Below are 18,616 nucleotides of genomic sequence, written 5' to 3'. Positions count from 1 at the left end.
GCCAAAATTTGCCGAGTCTGGAGAATTGCAATGCGTGGTGATTTTTACAAACAGTTAAACAGCGACCTCGACACCGCACGTGCGGAAGGGTTGTTCAAAGAAGAGCGTATTATCACGTCTGCCCAGCAGGCGGACATCACCGTTGCCGACGGCAGCCATGTGATCAACTTTTGCGCGAACAACTATTTAGGTCTTGCGAATCACCCTGAGCTGATTGCCGCGGCGAAAAACGGCATGGATACCCACGGCTTCGGCATGGCCTCCGTTCGCTTTATCTGCGGTACCCAGGACAGCCACAAGCAGCTTGAGCAAAAGCTGGCGAACTTCCTCGGAATGGAAGACGCGATTCTGTACTCCTCCTGCTTCGACGCCAACGGCGGTCTGTTTGAGACCCTGCTCGGTGCAGAAGACGCGATTATCTCCGACGCCCTGAACCACGCCTCCATCATCGACGGTGTACGCCTGTGCAAAGCGAAGCGTTTCCGCTACGCCAACAACGACATGGTTGAGCTGGAAGCCCGCCTGAAAGAGGCCCGTGAAGCCGGTGCCCGCCACGTGCTGATCGCCACCGACGGCGTGTTCTCCATGGACGGCGTGATCGCCAACCTGAAAGGCGTGTGCGATCTGGCGGATAAATACGACGCGCTGGTGATGGTGGATGACTCTCACGCGGTTGGCTTTGTCGGCGAAAATGGCCGCGGCTCCCACGAATACTGCGACGTAATGGGCCGCGTAGATATCATCACCGGTACGCTGGGCAAAGCGCTTGGTGGCGCGTCTGGCGGCTACACTGCTGCGCGCAAAGAGGTGGTTGAGTGGCTGCGTCAGCGCTCCCGCCCGTACCTGTTCTCCAACTCCCTGGCGCCGGCGATTGTGGCCGCCTCTATTAAAGTGCTGGAGATGGTGGAATCCGGGGCTGAGCTGCGCGACCGCCTGTGGGCTAACGCCCGCCTGTTCCGTGAAAAAATGAGCGCCGCAGGATTCACCCTGGCCGGCGCTGACCATGCGATCATTCCGGTGATGCTGGGTGACGCGGTTGTCGCGCAGAAATTTGCTCGTGAGCTTCAGAAAGAAGGGATTTACGTGACCGGGTTCTTCTTCCCGGTGGTACCAAAAGGTCAGGCGCGTATCCGCACCCAGATGTCTGCGGCGCACTCGCCTGAACAAATTGAACGTGCGGTGGAAGCCTTTACCCGCATCGGCAAACAGCTGGGCGTAATTGCCTGAGGACGTGTGATGAAAGCGTTATCCAAACTGAAAGCGGAAGAAGGGATTTGGATGACCGACGTGCCGGAGCCGGAAGTCGGTCATAACGATCTGCTGATCAAAATTCGTAAAACCGCCATCTGCGGTACTGACGTTCACATCTATAACTGGGACCAGTGGTCGCAAAAAACCATTCCCGTGCCAATGGTTGTCGGCCACGAATATGTCGGCGAAGTGGTCGGCATTGGCCAGGAAGTGAAAGGCTTCAACATTGGCGACCGCGTCTCCGGTGAAGGCCACATTACCTGCGGTCACTGCCGCAACTGTCGCGGTGGGCGTACGCACCTGTGCCGCAATACCGTCGGCGTGGGTGTGAACCGTCCAGGATGCTTCGCGGAATACCTGGTGATCCCGGCGTTTAACGCGTTCAAAATCCCGGACAATATCTCTGACGACTTGGCCTCCATCTTCGACCCGTTCGGCAACGCGGTACACACGGCGCTCTCCTTTGACCTGGTGGGTGAAGACGTGCTGGTCTCCGGCGCGGGCCCAATCGGCATTATGGCGGCAGCCGTGGCGAAGCATGTGGGTGCGCGCAACGTGGTGATCACCGACGTGAACGAATACCGCCTGTCGCTGGCGCGCAAAATGGGCGTCACCCGCGCGGTGGATGTCTCGAAAGAGAGCCTGACAGACGTGATGGAAGAGCTGGGCATGACCGAAGGTTTTGACGTGGGTCTGGAGATGTCCGGTGCGCCACCGGCGTTCCGCACCATGCTCGACACCATGAACCACGGAGGCCGAATCGCGATGCTGGGTATTCCGCCGTCAGATATGTCCATCGACTGGAACAAAGTCATCTTCAAAGGGCTGTTCATTAAGGGCATTTATGGCCGCGAGATGTTCGAAACCTGGTACAAGATGGCTGCGCTGATCCAGTCCGGTCTGGATCTGTCCCCGATTATCACTCACCGTTTCTCCATCGATGAGTTCCAGCAGGGCTTCGACGCAATGCGTTCCGGCCAGTCAGGGAAAGTGATCCTGAGCTGGGATAAGTAATCAAAAAGGGGCCTGAGGCCCCTTTTTTACTGATTCTTTTTCTCTTCGTCCGTCAGGTAACGCACCTTGCGGGTGTAATCCTGACCTTTGAACAGCAGCTTATTATCCGGTGATTCCAGATACTTCTGCCATTCGGAAAGTGGGAAACCGCCGTGCGCGCCAATCACCTCTTTCGGCACAACGGCTTCCTGTCCGCCGATCTTCTTGGAGACCGGCCAGTTCATCCAGTCGCCCAGGTTAACCGTTTTGACATCCAGCATGTCCAGCAGCGCAGCGAGCGGCAGCTGATCGGTCGGCGGCTGCGTATCGTCCATCAGCTCCCAGGTATCCTGGAACAGCGTCAGCCACAGCGGGCAGATACGGCGCCAGGTCTTTTTGGTGGCGGCAAGAAACGCGCCGTTAACGTGATCGACCAGATACGGGCGCACCGTTTCTTTGTAATACGCCGGCACTTTCTCCGCTGGCGCGCCGTCCAGCTTGGCAATCATTTTGCCCTGACGGAAGCTGGAGTAGATGTGCATATCCGCCATGTTGATCTCTGGCATTTTAAGCAGGTTGAGATCGGAGTCGATCATCAGCACACCTTGACCGCGCGCCTGCAACGGAGCGTTAAGCTTCACCAGACGACTGAGGTAGATCTGCTTATAGCGGTAACCTTCTTCACGTTTTGGAAGCGTGAGGGTAACAACGCGGGTTTTTGGCGGCAGTTCGCCGAAAGCGGATTCAGGCTGATCGCTGACGATAACAATCTCGCTGACGTCAGAGGCATAACGCTCTGCAAAGGTCGCTGACAATAACGCCTCTTCGACGAAATCCGCGCCCGTACACGGGATCACAATGGAATCAACCGCAACGAGATCGCGCGTGACCGGAAGGGAAGCGTAAGGAATGTTATGACGCCCGGTAATGTGGCGGTAGCGAGCATTCAGGAATTTAAACATGTTCTTCTCGTTTGGTTATTGCGCGCCAAGAACGGCCTCGACACCGTTAACATAGCTTTCAATGGCATACATGTTGCAGACATTCTGGTGCGCGGCTGCGGCGAGCCGGGCGCGCAGAGCAGGATCCTGCCAGATATTATCCAGATGTTGAGCAAGTTGCGACACGTCGCTCCAGGGGAACAGCAGCCCGGTCGACTCATGGTCGATCAATTCTGCCGTGCCGGTCACTTTTGAACCAATCACGGGGATGTTGAGCAGCATTGCTTCCAGCACGACGCGGGGCAAGCCTTCGCTCTGCGAGGCCAGAATGAACGCGTCAAAAGTGGCGAGATAGTCAAAAGGCGTGTTCTGGAAACCGGTAAAAATGACGTGCTCAGCAATACCTGATGCATCAGCTTGTGCAGCCAGCGCGCCGCGTTCAGCCCCTTCACCGACCAGCACCATTTTCCATTTTGCCTGCGGGTGTCTCTGGCTGAACTGTGCCAGCGCCTCCAGCGTGTGGTGGTTGGCCTTACGAGGGATTAACGAGCCAATGCTGCCGAATACAAACGTATCGTCTTCAATATTCAGTCGCTGGCGCATCGCGCATCGGTCCGGCAAAGGCTGATGGATGTCGATGGCATTGTTGACCGTGGTACACAGCTCTGGCCGGACGCCATGCTGAAGTAGCACGCGTTCAACGCCGTGCGAGACGGCAATGATTTTTGTGGCATGGGCATTCACCAGCTTCACCAGCGGCGGGGTCAGCACTGGTTCAATCCGGCAGTGCTGGATTATCCGTGCACGCAGGTTTGCGCCCGCCAGATACCCTTCTTCATTAGAGCCTGGCTGGTTGTTCATATACAGCGTATCGAATCCACCTTCCCTGAAAATGGTCTCGATCTTGCTGACGTTGGGCCGGATACGCCACAGGGTATCAATATGCCGCGTAAATGCTTTGCGCGCCGAACGCGAGAAAAACAGCAGACCACGTCCCGCTTCTTTCAGGAGTTTTGCCCATGCCGGTTGCTTACGTTGAGGGATAATGAGTAATGGGATCCCAATGCTGTTGAGCACCTGGCCTATCGTTTGACCTTCAGCACGACTATAATCACTGTAAAAACAACAGGTAATGTCGAATTTGTCGCGGTTGATTCGCTTCAGAAGCTCAAGCATACTGTTGGTACCTCCCCCCCATTCTTTGCCTGTGTCCAGGAGGAGGATTTTACGTTTTTGCGGCATGTCTGAATCCGTATGCTACCCTTCATCTGACCGCATTATAAAGAATTTACTGAAATAAAATAGATTTTTTGTATTTCTTTGTCTTTTTATAAGGAAAGGTTTTAAACGCGCTTATTTTAAAAGTGCGATTTAAGACTTTAATCGCCTCTTCTCAATTCGATAGTATTAGCACAAAAATTTTATGTTGTTTTTGAGAGAGTGAGAATATGTTTAAAATAACGGTTTGCTTATTAACGTTTAACTCCGAAAGAACGTTGCACGATGTTATTCCTCCTCTTTTAAAAATAGCGGATGAATTCGTTGTAGTTGATTCCGGCAGTACAGACGCAACGATATATATTTGCCAGAGTTATGGATTGTCGCCCATATTCAAAAAATATAGCTGGCACGGCGAGCAGATGAATCATGCCGTATCCCATGCGCACAACGACTGGGTGCTGTGCATGGACAGTGACGAAATACTCGATCAAGAAACCGTTGGTGCTATTTTAAAATTAAAAATGGGCGATGAACCCGAATCGGATATGGCGTGGCGGATATGTCGTCACTGGTTTGTTCTGGGAGAAAATGTCCGAACGATTTATCCAGTCTCATCTCCGGATTATCCGGTGCGTCTTTTTAACCGTACGCAGTCACGATTTAATAACCGGCCAGTAGACGATCAGGTTGAAGGTTTTCTCCGTTCTGAACGTATTCCTGGCTATGTCAGACATGATACGTTTTATTCACTGCATGAACTTTTCAATAAATTAAACGGATATACCACTCGCCTGGTTCAATATCAGACGATACGTCCCTCTCTTGGTCGCGGCGCGATCAGCGCTATCGGCGCATTTTTCAAATGGTATCTGTTTAGCGGTGCGTGGCGTAAGGGCAAAGTGGGTGTGGTGACAGGGTTTTATGCCACGGCGTACAGTTTTTTGAAGTATTTCAAGGCCTGGTATCAGGATCGAGAAAAGAAAGAGTCCGTTGCAAAAGAGCAGTCGGACTCTTATCTGGCAGAATAGGCGTTAGCCGATCAGGCTTTTTTTCCCCAACCCTGCCACTGTTGCTGGACGTATTTAACCAGCGTACTGCTGCTGATGCTTTCGCCAATCACCGTGAAGAAGCGGGTTGCATAGACCGGTTCAGGCGGCTGTTTCAGCGTGCAGTTCTTCACGCCGCGGAATGGATTACGCGGCTGCGTTGCGGGTGGTTGCGCGCTACCCGGACGGGAAGTATCCACCTGAGGTTCATTGAGCAGATCGCTCGGACGCACCAGCGTGATATCGGCGGGTAAGCCCGGCAACATTTGCTGCAAAACGCGAACGGTAGACGGATGCGGATGCCCAATGGCAATCGCCGAACCGTTACGGCGCGCCAGCTGTACCGCGCGGTTGAACTGCATGCGGATATCCGCTTCGTTCTGGGAGTCGTCCAGGAAGACTTTGCGCTTGATGACTTTTACACCCGTCCCCTGAGCGGCACGCATCGCCTGGCTGTTGCCGATGGTCATGCTGTCGAGGAAATAGAGATTGTAACGCTCCAGGGCCTGCATCACTTTCAGCATACCGTACAGGCTGGAGGTCATCGCGCTGCCCATATGGTTATTCAGACCCACGGCATACGGCACTTTATTGTACGCATCGCGGATGATGCGATCGATCTCGTCGCTGCTCATGTCCGGACGCAGGGTATCTTTTTCCAGCGGCTGCTTGCTGAGAGGGGCCATCGGCAGATGGATGAGGACCTGATGGCCGCCATTGTGCGCTTTGGTCGCCATTTCATGCGCGTGAGGCGCATTAGGCAGGACGGCGACAGAGATGGCTGACGGCATCGCCAGCACCTGATTTTCATAGTGTGGTCGATAACCGAAGTCATCAATCACAATCGCGAGTTTGCCTGCATAAACCGGTGCAGCCAGCGCCAGTGCGCTGACGACGGAAAAAACAATTCGACGAAATTGAAGCAAAACTTATCTTCCCAACCACGGCTGTGGATTGACCGCCTGACCCTGACGACGAATTTCGAAATAGAGTGACGGGCGGCCCTGACCGCCACTGCTGCCCACAAGGGCAATGGGTTGACCCGCGCGCACCTGAGTGCCAACGCTGACCAGCGCGCTCTGGTTGTAGCCGTAAAGACTCATGTCGCCTTTACCGTGCTCGACCACCACCACGAGCCCGTAACCCTGTAGCCAGTCGGCCAGGATCACGCGGCCATCGGCGATGGCTTTCACTTCGCTACCTTCAGACGCACCGATAACGATCCCCTTCCAACGTAGCTCACCCTGCAACTGTTCGCCATAGCGATGCAGGATCGTACCGCGAACGGGCCAGTAAGCCTGACCACGCGGGGAGCCGAGGCCGCCGGTACGCGACATCAGGGAACGTTCATTTTCAGTCGGTTTGTAGGTGGTGCCTTTCCGGGAGGCTTCCTGCTGCTTATTACGCACCGCCTGCGCTTCGCGCGCTTCTTTTTCGGCGCGCGCTTTGGCCGCGGCTTCTGCCCGGGCAATGCTGTTACGCAGTCTGGATTCGTTGGCGCGCATTTCGCTCAGCTGGCTTTGTCCTGCCTGGATAGAGGACTCCAGCCCGGCGAGCGTCTTCTTACGCTCATTGCGCGCCTGCTCAAGCTTCTCCTGCTGCGCCTGCTGATCGTAGAGCAGCGTTTGCTGCTGGCTCTGCTTCTCTTCCAGCTCGGCTTTTTGCGTGGTGACTTCTTCGCGCGTCTGTTTCAACTGCGCAATGGTCTCCTGACGAGCCTGGTTGAGATAGCCGAAATAGGCCTGTAAACGCTGACCGCGCTGGCTCTCTTCACCGCTGAGGATCAACTGAAGGCCTGTGTGCTCACCCTGGCGGAAAGCGGCGTCAAGCTGTGCAGCAAGGTTGCGCTCCTGGGCATCGCGCTGACGCTCCAGTTTCGCAATCGACGCGTTCATTTCATCGATTTGCTTATTAAGCTGGGCAAGGGTGTTTTGTGTTTCACGCAGCTTACGCGCGGCGGCGGAAATAGCCTCTTCCTGCTTTTTAAGCTGGGCAAGCAGGGCAGAGCGCTGCTGCTGCTGCTGGCGTACCACACGCTCTTTGGCGGCGATATCGGCCTGAATGGATTTGAGCTGGTCGCGGTCATCCGCGTGAGCAGATGCGGCGCACAGCAATACGCCAGCGCTGAGTGCGCTGGCGCAAAGCAGAGGTCTGACTGATAACCGAAACGGCTTCACGACCCATGTGATTGAAAAAATCGCCTTTCCCCTCATGGGGAGCGATTATTCCACGATGAACAGCGGCTTGCCAGTCATCTCTTCAGGGATTTCCATACCCATCAGCGACAACATGGTTGGCGCGATGTCGGAAAGCTTGCCGCCTTCCACTGCTTTCACTGACTTATCACCTACATAAATCAGTGGAACAGGCAGGTTGGTATGGGCGGTATGCGCCTGACCGGTTGCCGGGTCACGCATCTGTTCTGCGTTACCGTGGTCAGCGGTGATCAGCAGCTGGCCGCCCACGGATTCAACCGCTTTCGCGACCTGCTCAACGCAGTGGTCCAGCGCTTCAACCGCTTTAACGGCAGCTTCCATCACGCCGGTGTGGCCCACCATGTCGCCATTCGGATAGTTACAGATGATGGTGTCGTATTTACCGCTTTCGATCGCGGTCACCAGTTTTTCGGTCAGCTCCGCAGAGCTCATTTCTGGCTGGAGATCGTATGTGGCGACTTTCGGTGAGTTAATCAGGATGCGGTCTTCGCCTTTAAACGGCTCTTCTACGCCCCCGTTAAAGAAGAAGGTCACGTGCGCATACTTCTCAGTTTCGGAGATGCGCAGCTGCGTTTTATCGTTTTTCGCCATCCACTCGCCGAAGGTATTTTCCAGGGAAGCGGGTGGATACGCGCATGGGGCTTTGATATCCGCTGCATACTCGGTCAACTGGATGAAATCGATCTTCGCCACTTTCTTACGGGCGAAACCGTCGAAATCGCTGTTGACGAAGGCGCGGGTGATTTCGCGCGCGCGGTCAGCACGGAAGTTCATGAAGATCAGCGCATCGCCATCTTCCATAGCGGCATCGGCCTGGCCTTCAGCGCGGATCACGGTTGCCTTCACAAATTCGTCGTTTTCATCACGCGCGTAAGCCGCTTCCAGGCCTTCAACGGCGGTCGGGAACTGGAACTCGCCTTTTGCCAGGGTCAGCAGATCATAGGCTTGCTCAACGCGGTCCCAGCGGTTGTCGCGGTCCATGGCATAGTAACGGCCAACGATGGATGCCACGCGGCCTTTGCCCAGTGCGGCAAATTTATCTTCAAAGGCTTTCAGAGAACCTTTTGCGCTGCGTGGCGGCGTATCGCGGCCATCCAGGAAAGCGTGCAGATAGATTTTTTCCGCACCGCGCTCGGCGGCCAGTTCAACCATCGCCATGATGTGATCTTCGTGGCTGTGAACGCCGCCCGCAGAGAGCAGGCCCATAATATGAACGGCCTTGCCTGCGGCAACGGCTTTATCAACCGCTCCGGTGAGCGTTGGGTTGGCAAAGAATGTACGTTCTTTGATTTCAACGTCCAGGCGCGTCAGGTCCTGATAAACGATACGGCCTGCGCCCAGGTTAACGTGACCCACTTCAGAGTTGCCCATCTGACGATCCGGCAGGCCGACTTCCAGACCAGACGCATCAATCAGGGTGTGGGGACGTTTTGCCCATAGCGCATCCATAACCGGGGTTTTGGCGTTGAAAATGGCGTTATCCTGTTGATCTTCACGGTAGCCATAGCCATCCAGAATCACCAGTACCATAGGTTTTTTAGAAACCGACATTGCGACAACCTCATGCTCAAGAGACAAAAAATTTGCGTAATTTTACTACAGCTGAATCGATAAAATAGCCGCAGAAGATCAAAGAAAGCGCGGGGGCAAGGCCGTTCTCAGGCCATTTTGAGGCTTTTTTTACGTGGCATGCCGCAGAAAATAGATTAGCTTTATGTCGCTGGCTGTATTTGCCACAGCGCACAGGTATACTCCTGTCCTGGTTTTTTTAATCACTTAGTCGGGAGTTGTTACCCCCCATGCAAGAAATTATGCAATTCGTTAGCCGCCACCCGGTTCTGAGCATCGCGTGGATTGGCCTGCTGGTCGCTGTACTGTTCACCACATTTAAGGGACTGACGTCTAAAATTAAGGTGATCACCCGCGGTGAAGCGACACGTCTGATCAACAAAGAGGACGCCGTGGTTGTCGATCTGCGTCAGCGCGACGATTTCCGCAAGGGCCATATTGCAGGTGCTATCAACCTGCTGCCAGCGGAAATTAAAGCGAACAACATTGGTGAGCTGGAGAAGCATAAAGCCCAGCCGATTATTGTTGTTGACGGCACTGGCATGCAGGCGCAGGAATCTGCCAACGCACTGCATAAAGCAGGCTTTGAAAACGTAACGGTGCTGAAAGAAGGCATCTCCGGCTGGAGCGGGGAGAATCTTCCTTTAGTGCGCGGTAAATAAGGAGTTAAGTGATGGCCAATATTGAGATCTACACCAAAGCAACGTGCCCGTTCTGCCACCGAGCGAAAGCGCTGCTGTCCAGCAAAGGCGTAACGTTTAAGGAACTGCCGATTGATGGTGACGCGATTAAACGCGAAGAGATGATCCAACGCAGTGGTCGCACAACGGTTCCACAGATTTTTATTGATGCGCAGCACATTGGCGGCTGTGATGACTTGTATGCGCTCGACGCCCGCGGTGGACTCGATCCGCTGCTGAGCTAGAGACTTTAGGACAATTAAAAAGGGTTTTTCCATGTCAGAACAAAACAACACCGAGATGACTTTCCAGATCCAGCGCATCTACACCAAGGATGTCTCTTTCGAAGCGCCAAATGCGCCGCACGTTTTCCAGAAAGACTGGCAGCCAGAGGTTAAACTTGATCTGGATACCGCATCCACCCAGCTGGCGGATGACGTGTATGAAGTCGTACTGCGTGTCACCGTGACCGCCTCCCTGGGCGAAGAAACTGCATTCCTGTGCGAAGTCCAGCAGGGCGGTATCTTCTCTATCGGCGGCATCGAAGGTAACCAGATGGCGCATTGCCTGGGTGCATACTGCCCGAACATCCTGTTCCCGTATGCGCGTGAATGCATCACCAGCCTGGTTTCTCGCGGTACATTCCCGCAACTGAACCTTGCGCCAGTCAACTTTGATGCGCTGTTTATGAACTATCTACAGCAGCAGGCTGGCGAAGGTGCCGAACAACATCAGGATGCCTGATGAGCACTATTAATGCGTCAATGACTGTGATCGGTGCCGGCTCTTACGGCACCGCTCTTGCCATCACACTGGCAAGAAATGGTCACGACGTGGTCCTGTGGGGCCACGATCCAAAACATATCGCGACGTTGCAACACGACCGCTGCAACGTGGCGTTTCTCCCGGACGTTCCGTTCCCTGACTCTCTGTATCTGGAAAGCGACCTCGCAACCGCGCTGGCGGCCAGCCGCAATATTTTGATTGTGGTGCCAAGCCATGTGTTTGGCGAAGTCCTGCGTCAGATTAAGCCGCTGATGCGTGCGGATGCGCGTATTGTGTGGGCGACGAAAGGGCTGGAAGCGGAAACCGGACGTCTGTTGCAGGACGTTGCCCGCGAAGCGCTGGGAACAGCGATCCCGCTGGCGGTGATCTCCGGGCCGACATTCGCCAAAGAGCTGGCTGCGGGCTTGCCGACGGCGATCTCGCTGGCGTCCACCGACCAGGCATTTTCCGACGATCTTCAGCAACTGCTGCACTGCGGCAAAAGCTTCCGCGTGTACAGCAACCCTGATTTTATCGGCGTACAGCTGGGCGGCGCGGTGAAGAACGTCATTGCCATCGGGGCCGGGATGTCTGACGGCATCGGCTTCGGCGCGAATGCGCGTACGGCGCTGATCACCCGTGGCCTGACCGAAATGTCACGCCTGGGAGAAGCGCTGGGCGCCGATCCGGCCACCTTTATGGGAATGGCTGGGCTGGGCGATCTGGTGCTGACCTGCACCGACAACCAGTCGCGTAACCGCCGCTTTGGCATGATGCTCGGACAGGGTAGCGATGTCAAAAGCGCGCAGGAGAAGATTGGTCAGGTGGTTGAAGGCTATCGCAATACCAAAGAAGTTCGCGAATTGGCGCATCGTTTCGGTGTCGAAATGCCAATAACCGAGGAAATTTATCAGGTATTGTATTGCGGAAAAAATGCGCGCGAGGCAGCATTGACCTTATTAGGTCGTGCGCGCAAGGACGAGCGCAGCAGCAATTAGCCGGGAAGTATCGTCACCTGAATGACCCAGCCAGCGCAGAACTGGCTGGTCATTAACTATCGTCTGGAGCAAGCAATGCCGTGTGAAGAACTGGATATCGTCTGGAATAATATTAAAGCCGAAGCCCGAGCGTTGGCCGACTGTGAGCCCATGCTGGCCAGTTTTTATCACGCGACGCTACTCAAGCACGAAAATCTCGGCAGCGCCCTGAGCTACATGCTCGCCAATAAACTGGCTTCCCCTATCATGCCTGCTATCGCTATTCGCGAGGTGGTGGAAGAGGCCTACGCTGCCGATCCGGAAATGATTGCTTCTGCCGCCTGCGATATTCAGGCCGTGCGCACGCGTGACCCGGCGGTGGATAAATACTCCACGCCGCTGCTGTATCTCAAAGGCTTCCACGCCTTACAGGCGTACCGCATCGGCCACTGGTTATGGAATGAGGGACGCCGCGCGCTGGCCATCTTCCTGCAAAACCAGGTTTCCGTGACCTTCCAGGTCGATATTCACCCGGCGGCGAAAATTGGCCGCGGGATCATGCTCGATCACGCCACCGGCATTGTTGTCGGTGAAACGGCGGTGATCGAAGATGACGTGTCGATTCTGCAATCCGTTACGCTGGGCGGTACAGGTAAAACCAGCGGCGATCGCCATCCGAAAATTCGTGAAGGGGTGATGATCGGCGCGGGTGCTAAAATCCTTGGCAATATTGAAGTCGGACGCGGCGCAAAGATTGGCGCGGGATCGGTTGTGCTCCAGCCTGTACCGCCGCACACCACCGCCGCTGGTGTCCCGGCGCGCATCGTCGGTAAGCCAGACAGCGATAAACCGTCGATGGATATGGATCAGCACTTTAACGGTATTCACCACACCTTCGAATACGGCGACGGTATCTGAACGCTGGAACACTCAAATAAAAAAGCCCGGTGAGTTAATGCACCGGGCTTTTGATTAGTTGCGGTATAACACTTTGATAATGTGATAGCCGAACTGCGTATGCAGTGGGCCGGTTGGCTCCAGCACCGGGCAGGAGAAGACCACTTTATCAAACGCCGGAACCATCTGGCCCTGGCGGAACTCGCCTAAGTCACCACCGCGTTTGCCTGACGGGCAAATCGAGTGTTTCTTCGCCAGTTTGCCGAAGTCGGCGCCGTTTTTAATCTGTTCGAGCAGATCCTGTGCCAGTTTTTCTTCTTTAACAAGGATATGCAGTGCTGCTGCTGTTTTTGCCATGATCGTGCCTTGAGTCAACGAGTTTACGATCGGTATACTACCACGCGTTTTTCCTCCTCTCCCGACTTTCATTGAGTGATCATTTATGCGTTTAAACCCCGGACAACAACAAGCTGTCGAATTCGTCACCGGACCCTGCCTGGTGCTGGCGGGAGCGGGATCTGGTAAAACACGCGTGATCACCAACAAAATCGCCCACTTAATTCGGGGTTGTGGATACCAGGCGCGCCATATCGCGGCGGTCACCTTTACCAACAAAGCGGCGCGTGAGATGAAAGAGCGCGTCGGCCAGACGCTTGGCCGTAAAGAGGCGCGCGGGCTGATGATCTCCACCTTCCACACGCTGGGTCTGGATATCATCAAGCGCGAATACGCGGCGCTGGGAATGAAGTCCAACTTTTCGCTCTTTGATGACACCGACCAGGTGGCGCTGCTCAAAGAGCTGACGGAAGGGCTGATAGAAGATGACAAAGTGCTGTTGCAACAGCTGATCTCGACGATCTCGAACTGGAAAAACGATCTGATGACGCCGGCCCAGGCTGCGGCAAGTGCCAAAGGCGAGCGTGACCGCATCTTTGCCCACTGCTATGGCCTGTACGACGCGCATATGAAAGCCTGCAACGTACTGGATTTCGACGATCTGATCCTGCTGCCGACGCTGCTGCTTCAGCGGAATGAAGAGGTGCGCGAGCGCTGGCAGAACAAAATTCGTTACCTGCTGGTGGATGAATACCAGGATACCAACACCAGCCAGTACGAGCTGGTGAAGCTGCTGGTAGGACAGCGCGCGCGTTTTACCGTTGTAGGCGATGACGATCAGTCGATTTACTCATGGCGTGGCGCACGTCCGCAAAACCTGGTGCTGCTGAGCAAAGACTTCCCGGCGTTGCAGGTGATTAAACTGGAGCAGAACTACCGTTCTTCCGGGCGTATCCTGAAGGCGGCGAACATCCTGATTGCCAACAACCCGCACGTCTTTGAGAAGCGCCTGTTTTCTGAACTGGGTTACGGGACCGAGCTGAAAGTCCTTAGCGCCAATAACGAAGAGCACGAAGCGGAGCGCGTAACCGGCGAGCTGATTGCCCATCACTTCGTCAACAAAACTGAATACAAGGATTACGCGATCCTCTATCGCGGAAACCACCAGTCGCGCGTCTTTGAAAAGATGCTGATGCAGAACCGCATCCCCTACAAAATCTCCGGCGGTACGTCGTTCTTTTCGCGTCCGGAAATCAAGGATCTGCTGGCCTATCTGCGCGTGCTGACCAACCCGGATGACGACAGCGCTTTCCTGCGCATTGTAAATACGCCGAAGCGCGAGATTGGCTCTGCGACGCTGCAAAAGCTGGGTGAATGGGCGATGACCCGCAACAAAAGTCTGTTCACCGCCAGCTTCGATATGGGGCTGAGCCAGACCCTGACCGGGCGCGGCTATGACGCCTTAACCCGCTTTACCCACTGGCTGGGTGAGGTGCAGCGTCTGGCAGAGCGCGAGCCCGTGGCGGCAGTACGCGATCTGATCCACGGTATTGATTACGAATCCTGGTTGTATGAAACCTCCGCCAGCCCGAAAGCGGCAGAAATGCGCATGAAAAACGTTAACCAGCTCTTCAGCTGGATGACCGAAATGCTTGAAGGATCTGAGATTGACGAGCCGATGACCCTGACGCAGGTGGTCACCCGCTTCACGCTGCGCGATATGATGGAGCGCGGCGAGAGTGAAGAAGAAGCCGATCAGGTCCAGCTGATGACGTTGCATGCCTCGAAAGGGCTGGAGTTCCCGTATGTCTATCTGGTGGGGATGGAAGAGGGCCTGCTGCCGCACCAGAGCAGCATTGATGAAGATAACGTCGACGAAGAGCGCCGTCTGGCCTACGTGGGGATCACCCGTGCGCAGAAAGAGCTGACGTTTACGCTGTGCAAAGAGCGCCGTCAGTATGGTGAGCTGGTGCGCCCGGAGCCGAGCCGTTTCCTGCTGGAGTTGCCTCAGGACGATCTTATCTGGGAGCAGGAGCGTAAAGCTATTACCGCTGAAGAGCGGATGCACAAGGGTCAAGCCAACGTGGCGAACATACGCGCCATGCTGGCGAAAGCCAAAGAGAAAGGATAACAATTTTGTAGGCCGGGTAAGGCGAAGCCGCCCCCCGGCACGCTTCAAAGGGTCACTTCACATCAAGCGCCCAGTGCACATAGCTCTGCCACTGGCACTCCTGCTCGATCAACTCTGCTCCAAGCGGATGATCTTCTAGCCAATTTTCCGGCAGCGTCAGCGTCAGTTTTTCATCGTCTGCCACCAGCGTAATGGCCGGGAGGAGATCGTCGCGACGCCGGCTGGCAAACAGAATCGCCAGACGAAGTAAGCGGCAGAGATGTTCGGCCACGCGCGGCGGTACAGCGTTTTGCTGATGAAGTGAAGAGAGGTCAACGGCGTTGGTTTGATTCAGCAGCAGGGTCGCGAGCAATTTTTTCTGCGCGGGAGTGTAGCCCGGCAAATCGAGATTACGCACCAGCCAGGCTGCGTGTAGCGGCGCTTGTTTGTACTCAACGCTAAGCCCAATTTCATGCAACGCACACGCACTTAGCAGCAAATCGCGGCTTAACGGTTCGATATCCCAACGTGGTATAACCTGATCCGCAAAGAGCGATGCCAGTTGGCCCACTCGCTGCGCCTGATCGGTATCCACAATAAAGCGGCGCTGGACGTTAAGTAGCGTACGGCTTCGAATGTCCTGATCCACCGAAAGATGCAGCATCCCATAGACCAGACCTTCGCGCAGTGCGCCGCCTGCCAGGGTCATGCACTGGATGTTTAGCTCGGTAAAAATGGCGATGAGAATGGCTAGCCCGCTGGGGAAGACCAGCGCACGTTCGAGCGTCAGCCCTTCAATTTCCAGCTCTTCCAGACGACCACATTGAATGGCGCGCTGTTTAAGCTGCTGGAGTTTAGCAAGCGTGATCCGCTCATCCATCCCCTGCGCCATCATGATTTCCTGCAACGCCTGTACAGTTCCTGACGCCCCAACACACACTTTCCAGCCGTGGTAGCGCAGTTCGTCCATGACCGGACGCAGCACTTCACGCGCGGCATTTTCAGCCTCGTCGAAGTTTTCTTGCGCGAGATTGCGGTCAGTAAAGTAGCGCTCAAGCCAGGTTACGCAGCCCATCGACAGACTGAACAGCGAGGTCGCCTGGGCACCCGTACCGGTCACCAGTTCAGTACTCGCTCCGCCAATATCCACCACCAGACGGCGATCGTCGCCCCCGGTAGTGTGCGCCACGCCCTGATATATCAGACGCGCTTCTTCTTCACCGCTGATGACTTGCACCGGGCAGCCGAGAATTTCCTGCGCTTTGGCAATAAAATCGACGGCATTAACCGCCAGACGGAGCGTCGCGGTCGCGACAACGCGGATTTGGGCATGCGGTATGTCCTGCAGACGCTCTGCAAAGAGGCGCAGACACTGCCAGCCACGTTCCATGGCTTCGGGAGAGAGGTGATTATCGCTGCTCAGGCCCGCCGCCAGGCGGACCTTGCGCTTGATGCGCGTCAGCGTCTGTATGCTTCCCGCCACCTCGCGTACAACCAGCATATGAAAACTATTCGAACCGAGATCAATTGCCGCATAGAGCGAGGTGGAACTGAGCATCATTTTTTAACCTGAACGACGACGATTACGCGGCGCACCGCCGGAACGACGCGGGCCATTACCGGTACGTGGACGGGTAAGGCGCTTAGGTGGCGGCAGTTCGCTCATCAGCGCGTCCGGATTGTATTTACTCTGTGGAATAGAGTGACCGATATAGGTCTCAATGGCCGGAAGGTTCAGCGCATACTCTTCACATGCAAGGCTGATGGAGTGACCGCTTGCGCCGGCACGACCGGTACGACCGATACGGTGTACATAGTCTTCACAGTCATCTGGCAGGTCATAGTTAAAGACGTGCGTCACGGCTGGAATGTGCAGGCCACGGGCCGCCACGTCGGTCGCGACCAGAATATCAAGGTCGCCACGAGTAAATTCGTCGAGAATGCGCAGGCGTTTTTTCTGCGCCACGTCGCCGGTCAGCAGGCCCACACGGTGACCATCTGCCGCCAGGTGGCCCCAGATATCTTCACAGCGGTGTTTAGTGTTCGCAAAGATGATCGCGCGATCCGGCCACTCTTCTTCGATCAGGGTTTGCAGCAGGCGCATTTTCTCTTCATTAGAAGGATAGAAGAGCTCTTCTTTAATGCGGTGCCCGGTTTTCTGTTCCGGTTCTACTTCCACATATTCCGCATTGTTCATCTGCTCGAATGCGAGTTCACGTACGCGGTATGACAGGGTTGCGGAGAACAGCATGTTCAGACGCTGGTTTGCCGCAGGCATACGGCGGAACAGCCAGCGGATGTCTTTAATGAAGCCCAGATCGTACATGCGGTCTGCTTCATCCAGCACCACGACCTGGATTGCGCCGAGGTTGATATGGTTCTGTTTGGCGTAGTCGATAAGACGGCCGGTGGTCCCAATCAGGATATCGACGCCGCTTTCCAGCACTTTCAGCTGTTTATCGTAGCCGTCGCCGCCATAGGCCAGGCCAAGTTTCAGGCCGGTGGCTTGCGCCAGGGGCTCAGCGTCTGCGTGGATCTGTACCGCCAGTTCTCGCGTCGGGGCCATAATTAGCGCGCGCGGCTGGTTAACTTTGCGGTCTGCAATCGCTGGGTGAGAAAGTAAATAATGAAACGTTGACGTTAAAAACGCCATCGTTTTGCCAGTACCGGTTTGCGCCTGCCCTGCAACATCACGACCGGCCAGCGTCAGCGGCAGGGCGAGAGCCTGAATGGGCGTGCAGTTATGAAACCCTTTAATTTCAAGGGCTTCGATCACCTTTGGGTGCAGGGCGAAGTCGGAAAACTTCTGTTCTGTTAAATGTGTTTTGCTCATAGTGTGGTAGAATATCAGCTTACTATTGCTTTACGAAAGCGTATCCGGTGAAATAAAGTCAACCTTTAGTTGGTTAATGCGACATCAACACGTCGTTGGTGGAGACAAAACCAACGTACCAGGCTTATTCCTGTGGAGTTATATATGAGCGATAAAATTATTCACCTGACTGACGACAGTTTTGACACGGACGTACTTAAAGCTGACGGGCTGATCCTCGTTGATTTCTGGGCTGAATGGTGTGGTCCTTGCAAAATGATCGCTCCGATTCTGGATGAAATCGCTGACGAATATCAGGGCAAACTGACCGTTGCCAAGCTGAACATCGACCAGAACCCGGGCACCGCGCCAAAATACGGTATCCGTGGCATCCCGACCCTGCTGCTGTTCAAGAACGGTGACGTGGCGGCGACCAAAGTGGGCGCACTGTCCAAAGGTCAACTGAAAGAGTTCCTGGACGCTAACCTGGCGTAAGGTTTCTCCGCTGAGCGTCCAGAGCGCCTAATTAATGGTGAGCTCTGGACGCCCGGCTTTAGTCGTGCTAAGTTAGCTATGACTACGTTTTAAACATATCTTGTTGTTTGAATCTTGTTTTACCCGATACTTCCCGTTGTTAACTTAAACAGTGCGTGAAGTTGCTAGATTCCGGGCTTGTCACTCAATCCGTCTTGTCGTTTCAGTTCTGCGTTCTTTCCCTGTGACCAGACAGCGAACAGACATGAGGTGATGGCCGCTAAACAGGCATGGATGACCCTGCCATACCATTCACAACATTAAGTTC

Annotated in this window: 18 protein-coding genes; 10 read left to right on the top strand and 8 right to left on the bottom strand. The window is 55.0% G+C overall.

The genetic code is table 11. The features are described 5' to 3' along the window. The first annotated feature begins 30 nt into the window (after positions 1–30). Both kbl and tdh read left to right on the top strand, forming a co-directional pair. On the top strand, positions 31–1,227 hold the full coding sequence (kbl, locus tag INF86_RS11760; RefSeq protein WP_015570030.1) for a glycine C-acetyltransferase: 1,197 nt from the start codon (positions 31–33) through the stop codon (positions 1,225–1,227). A 9-nt stretch (positions 1,228–1,236) separates the two neighbouring features. Next, on the top strand, positions 1,237–2,265 hold the full coding sequence (gene tdh / locus INF86_RS11755; RefSeq protein WP_017383610.1) for an L-threonine 3-dehydrogenase: 1,029 nt from the start codon (positions 1,237–1,239) through the stop codon (positions 2,263–2,265). Positions 2,266–2,291: 26 nt separating this feature from the next. Here the strand turns inward: tdh and INF86_RS11750 are convergent, their stop codons facing one another. Both INF86_RS11750 and INF86_RS11745 read right to left on the bottom strand, forming a co-directional pair. Then, on the bottom strand, positions 2,292–3,206 hold the full coding sequence (locus INF86_RS11750) for a hypothetical protein (protein ID WP_063137880.1): 915 nt from the start codon (positions 3,204–3,206) through the stop codon (positions 2,292–2,294). Positions 3,207–3,221: 15 nt separating this feature from the next. Further along, positions 3,222–4,427 (bottom strand): glycosyltransferase, encoded by a 1,206-nt coding sequence (locus INF86_RS11745; RefSeq protein WP_154051752.1) that lies wholly within the window; start codon positions 4,425–4,427, stop codon positions 3,222–3,224. Positions 4,428–4,633: 206 nt separating this feature from the next. Between INF86_RS11745 and INF86_RS11740 the strand changes: the two genes are divergently transcribed. Beyond that, positions 4,634–5,434: a glycosyltransferase family 2 protein gene (locus INF86_RS11740; RefSeq protein ID WP_193543557.1), complete on the top strand. Its 801-nt coding sequence runs from the start codon at positions 4,634–4,636 to the stop codon at positions 5,432–5,434. 11 nt (positions 5,435–5,445) lie between these two features. On the opposite strand, the gene INF86_RS11735 is transcribed toward INF86_RS11740, so the two are convergent. From INF86_RS11735 to gpmM, 3 genes are read right to left on the bottom strand one after another with little or no spacing between them, the layout of a single operon-like run. Continuing rightward, the gene (locus tag INF86_RS11735; protein WP_045346012.1) at positions 5,446–6,378 is read right to left on the bottom strand and encodes a divergent polysaccharide deacetylase family protein; all 933 of its coding nucleotides are present in this window, start codon (positions 6,376–6,378) and stop codon (positions 5,446–5,448) included. A 3-nt stretch (positions 6,379–6,381) separates the two neighbouring features. Beyond that, complete coding sequence (envC, locus tag INF86_RS11730; protein WP_230259580.1) at positions 6,382–7,641, bottom strand: murein hydrolase activator EnvC; 1,260 nt, start codon at positions 7,639–7,641, stop codon at positions 6,382–6,384. Between the two features lie 33 nt (positions 7,642–7,674). Continuing rightward, a complete protein-coding gene (gpmM, locus tag INF86_RS11725; protein WP_048966556.1) occupies positions 7,675–9,219 on the bottom strand; it encodes a 2,3-bisphosphoglycerate-independent phosphoglycerate mutase in 1,545 nt (514 codons plus the stop codon). Between the two features lie 248 nt (positions 9,220–9,467). On the opposite strand from gpmM, the gene INF86_RS11720 reads away from it, so the two are divergent. The 5 genes from INF86_RS11720 (at position 9,468) to cysE (ending at position 12,577) form a co-directional block, all read left to right on the top strand. Next, positions 9,468–9,899: a rhodanese-like domain-containing protein gene (locus INF86_RS11720; RefSeq protein ID WP_003860840.1), complete on the top strand. Its 432-nt coding sequence runs from the start codon at positions 9,468–9,470 to the stop codon at positions 9,897–9,899. 11 nt (positions 9,900–9,910) lie between these two features. Then, positions 9,911–10,162, top strand: a complete 252-nt coding sequence (gene grxC / locus INF86_RS11715) for a glutaredoxin 3 (RefSeq protein ID WP_003860837.1) — start codon at positions 9,911–9,913, stop codon at positions 10,160–10,162. 31 nt (positions 10,163–10,193) lie between these two features. Beyond that, the gene (gene secB / locus INF86_RS11710) at positions 10,194–10,661 is read left to right on the top strand and encodes a protein-export chaperone SecB (protein ID WP_003860835.1); all 468 of its coding nucleotides are present in this window, start codon (positions 10,194–10,196) and stop codon (positions 10,659–10,661) included. Further along, positions 10,661–11,680 carry an NAD(P)H-dependent glycerol-3-phosphate dehydrogenase gene (gene gpsA, locus INF86_RS11705; protein WP_063200516.1) on the top strand — a complete coding sequence of 340 codons (1,020 nt, stop codon included), beginning with the start codon at positions 10,661–10,663 and terminating at the stop codon, positions 11,678–11,680. The genes secB and gpsA overlap by 1 nt, the downstream gene beginning before the upstream one ends. A 75-nt stretch (positions 11,681–11,755) precedes the next feature. After that, entirely contained in the window at positions 11,756–12,577 is an 822-nt protein-coding gene (gene cysE, locus INF86_RS11700) for a serine O-acetyltransferase (RefSeq protein WP_022646641.1), read from the top strand. A 54-nt stretch (positions 12,578–12,631) separates the two neighbouring features. On the opposite strand, the gene ppiC is transcribed toward cysE, so the two are convergent. Next, on the bottom strand, positions 12,632–12,913 hold the full coding sequence (gene ppiC / locus INF86_RS11695; protein ID WP_006812396.1) for a peptidylprolyl isomerase PpiC: 282 nt from the start codon (positions 12,911–12,913) through the stop codon (positions 12,632–12,634). A gap of 85 nt (positions 12,914–12,998) precedes the next feature. Between ppiC and rep the strand changes: the two genes are divergently transcribed. Further along, on the top strand, positions 12,999–15,023 hold the full coding sequence (gene rep / locus INF86_RS11690) for a DNA helicase Rep (protein WP_022646642.1): 2,025 nt from the start codon (positions 12,999–13,001) through the stop codon (positions 15,021–15,023). Positions 15,024–15,075: 52 nt separating this feature from the next. On the opposite strand, the gene gppA is transcribed toward rep, so the two are convergent. Beyond that, positions 15,076–16,560 carry a guanosine-5'-triphosphate,3'-diphosphate diphosphatase gene (gene gppA / locus INF86_RS11685; protein WP_193543582.1) on the bottom strand — a complete coding sequence of 495 codons (1,485 nt, stop codon included), beginning with the start codon at positions 16,558–16,560 and terminating at the stop codon, positions 15,076–15,078. A gap of 6 nt (positions 16,561–16,566) precedes the next feature. After that, complete coding sequence (gene rhlB, locus INF86_RS11680) at positions 16,567–17,835, bottom strand: ATP-dependent RNA helicase RhlB (RefSeq protein ID WP_154849687.1); 1,269 nt, start codon at positions 17,833–17,835, stop codon at positions 16,567–16,569. 144 nt (positions 17,836–17,979) lie between these two features. Between rhlB and trxA the strand changes: the two genes are divergently transcribed. Beyond that, positions 17,980–18,309, top strand: a complete 330-nt coding sequence (trxA, locus tag INF86_RS11675) for a thioredoxin TrxA (RefSeq protein ID WP_006812392.1) — start codon at positions 17,980–17,982, stop codon at positions 18,307–18,309. The last annotated feature ends 307 nt before the right edge of the window (positions 18,310–18,616 follow it).

The organism is Enterobacter cloacae complex sp. I1M, from assembly GCF_014982425.1.
Classification (GTDB): domain Bacteria; phylum Pseudomonadota; class Gammaproteobacteria; order Enterobacterales; family Enterobacteriaceae; genus Enterobacter; species Enterobacter intestinihominis.
The sequence above is the reverse complement of the archived record's forward strand: the minus strand, read 5'-3'. Positions and strand labels throughout refer to the sequence as shown.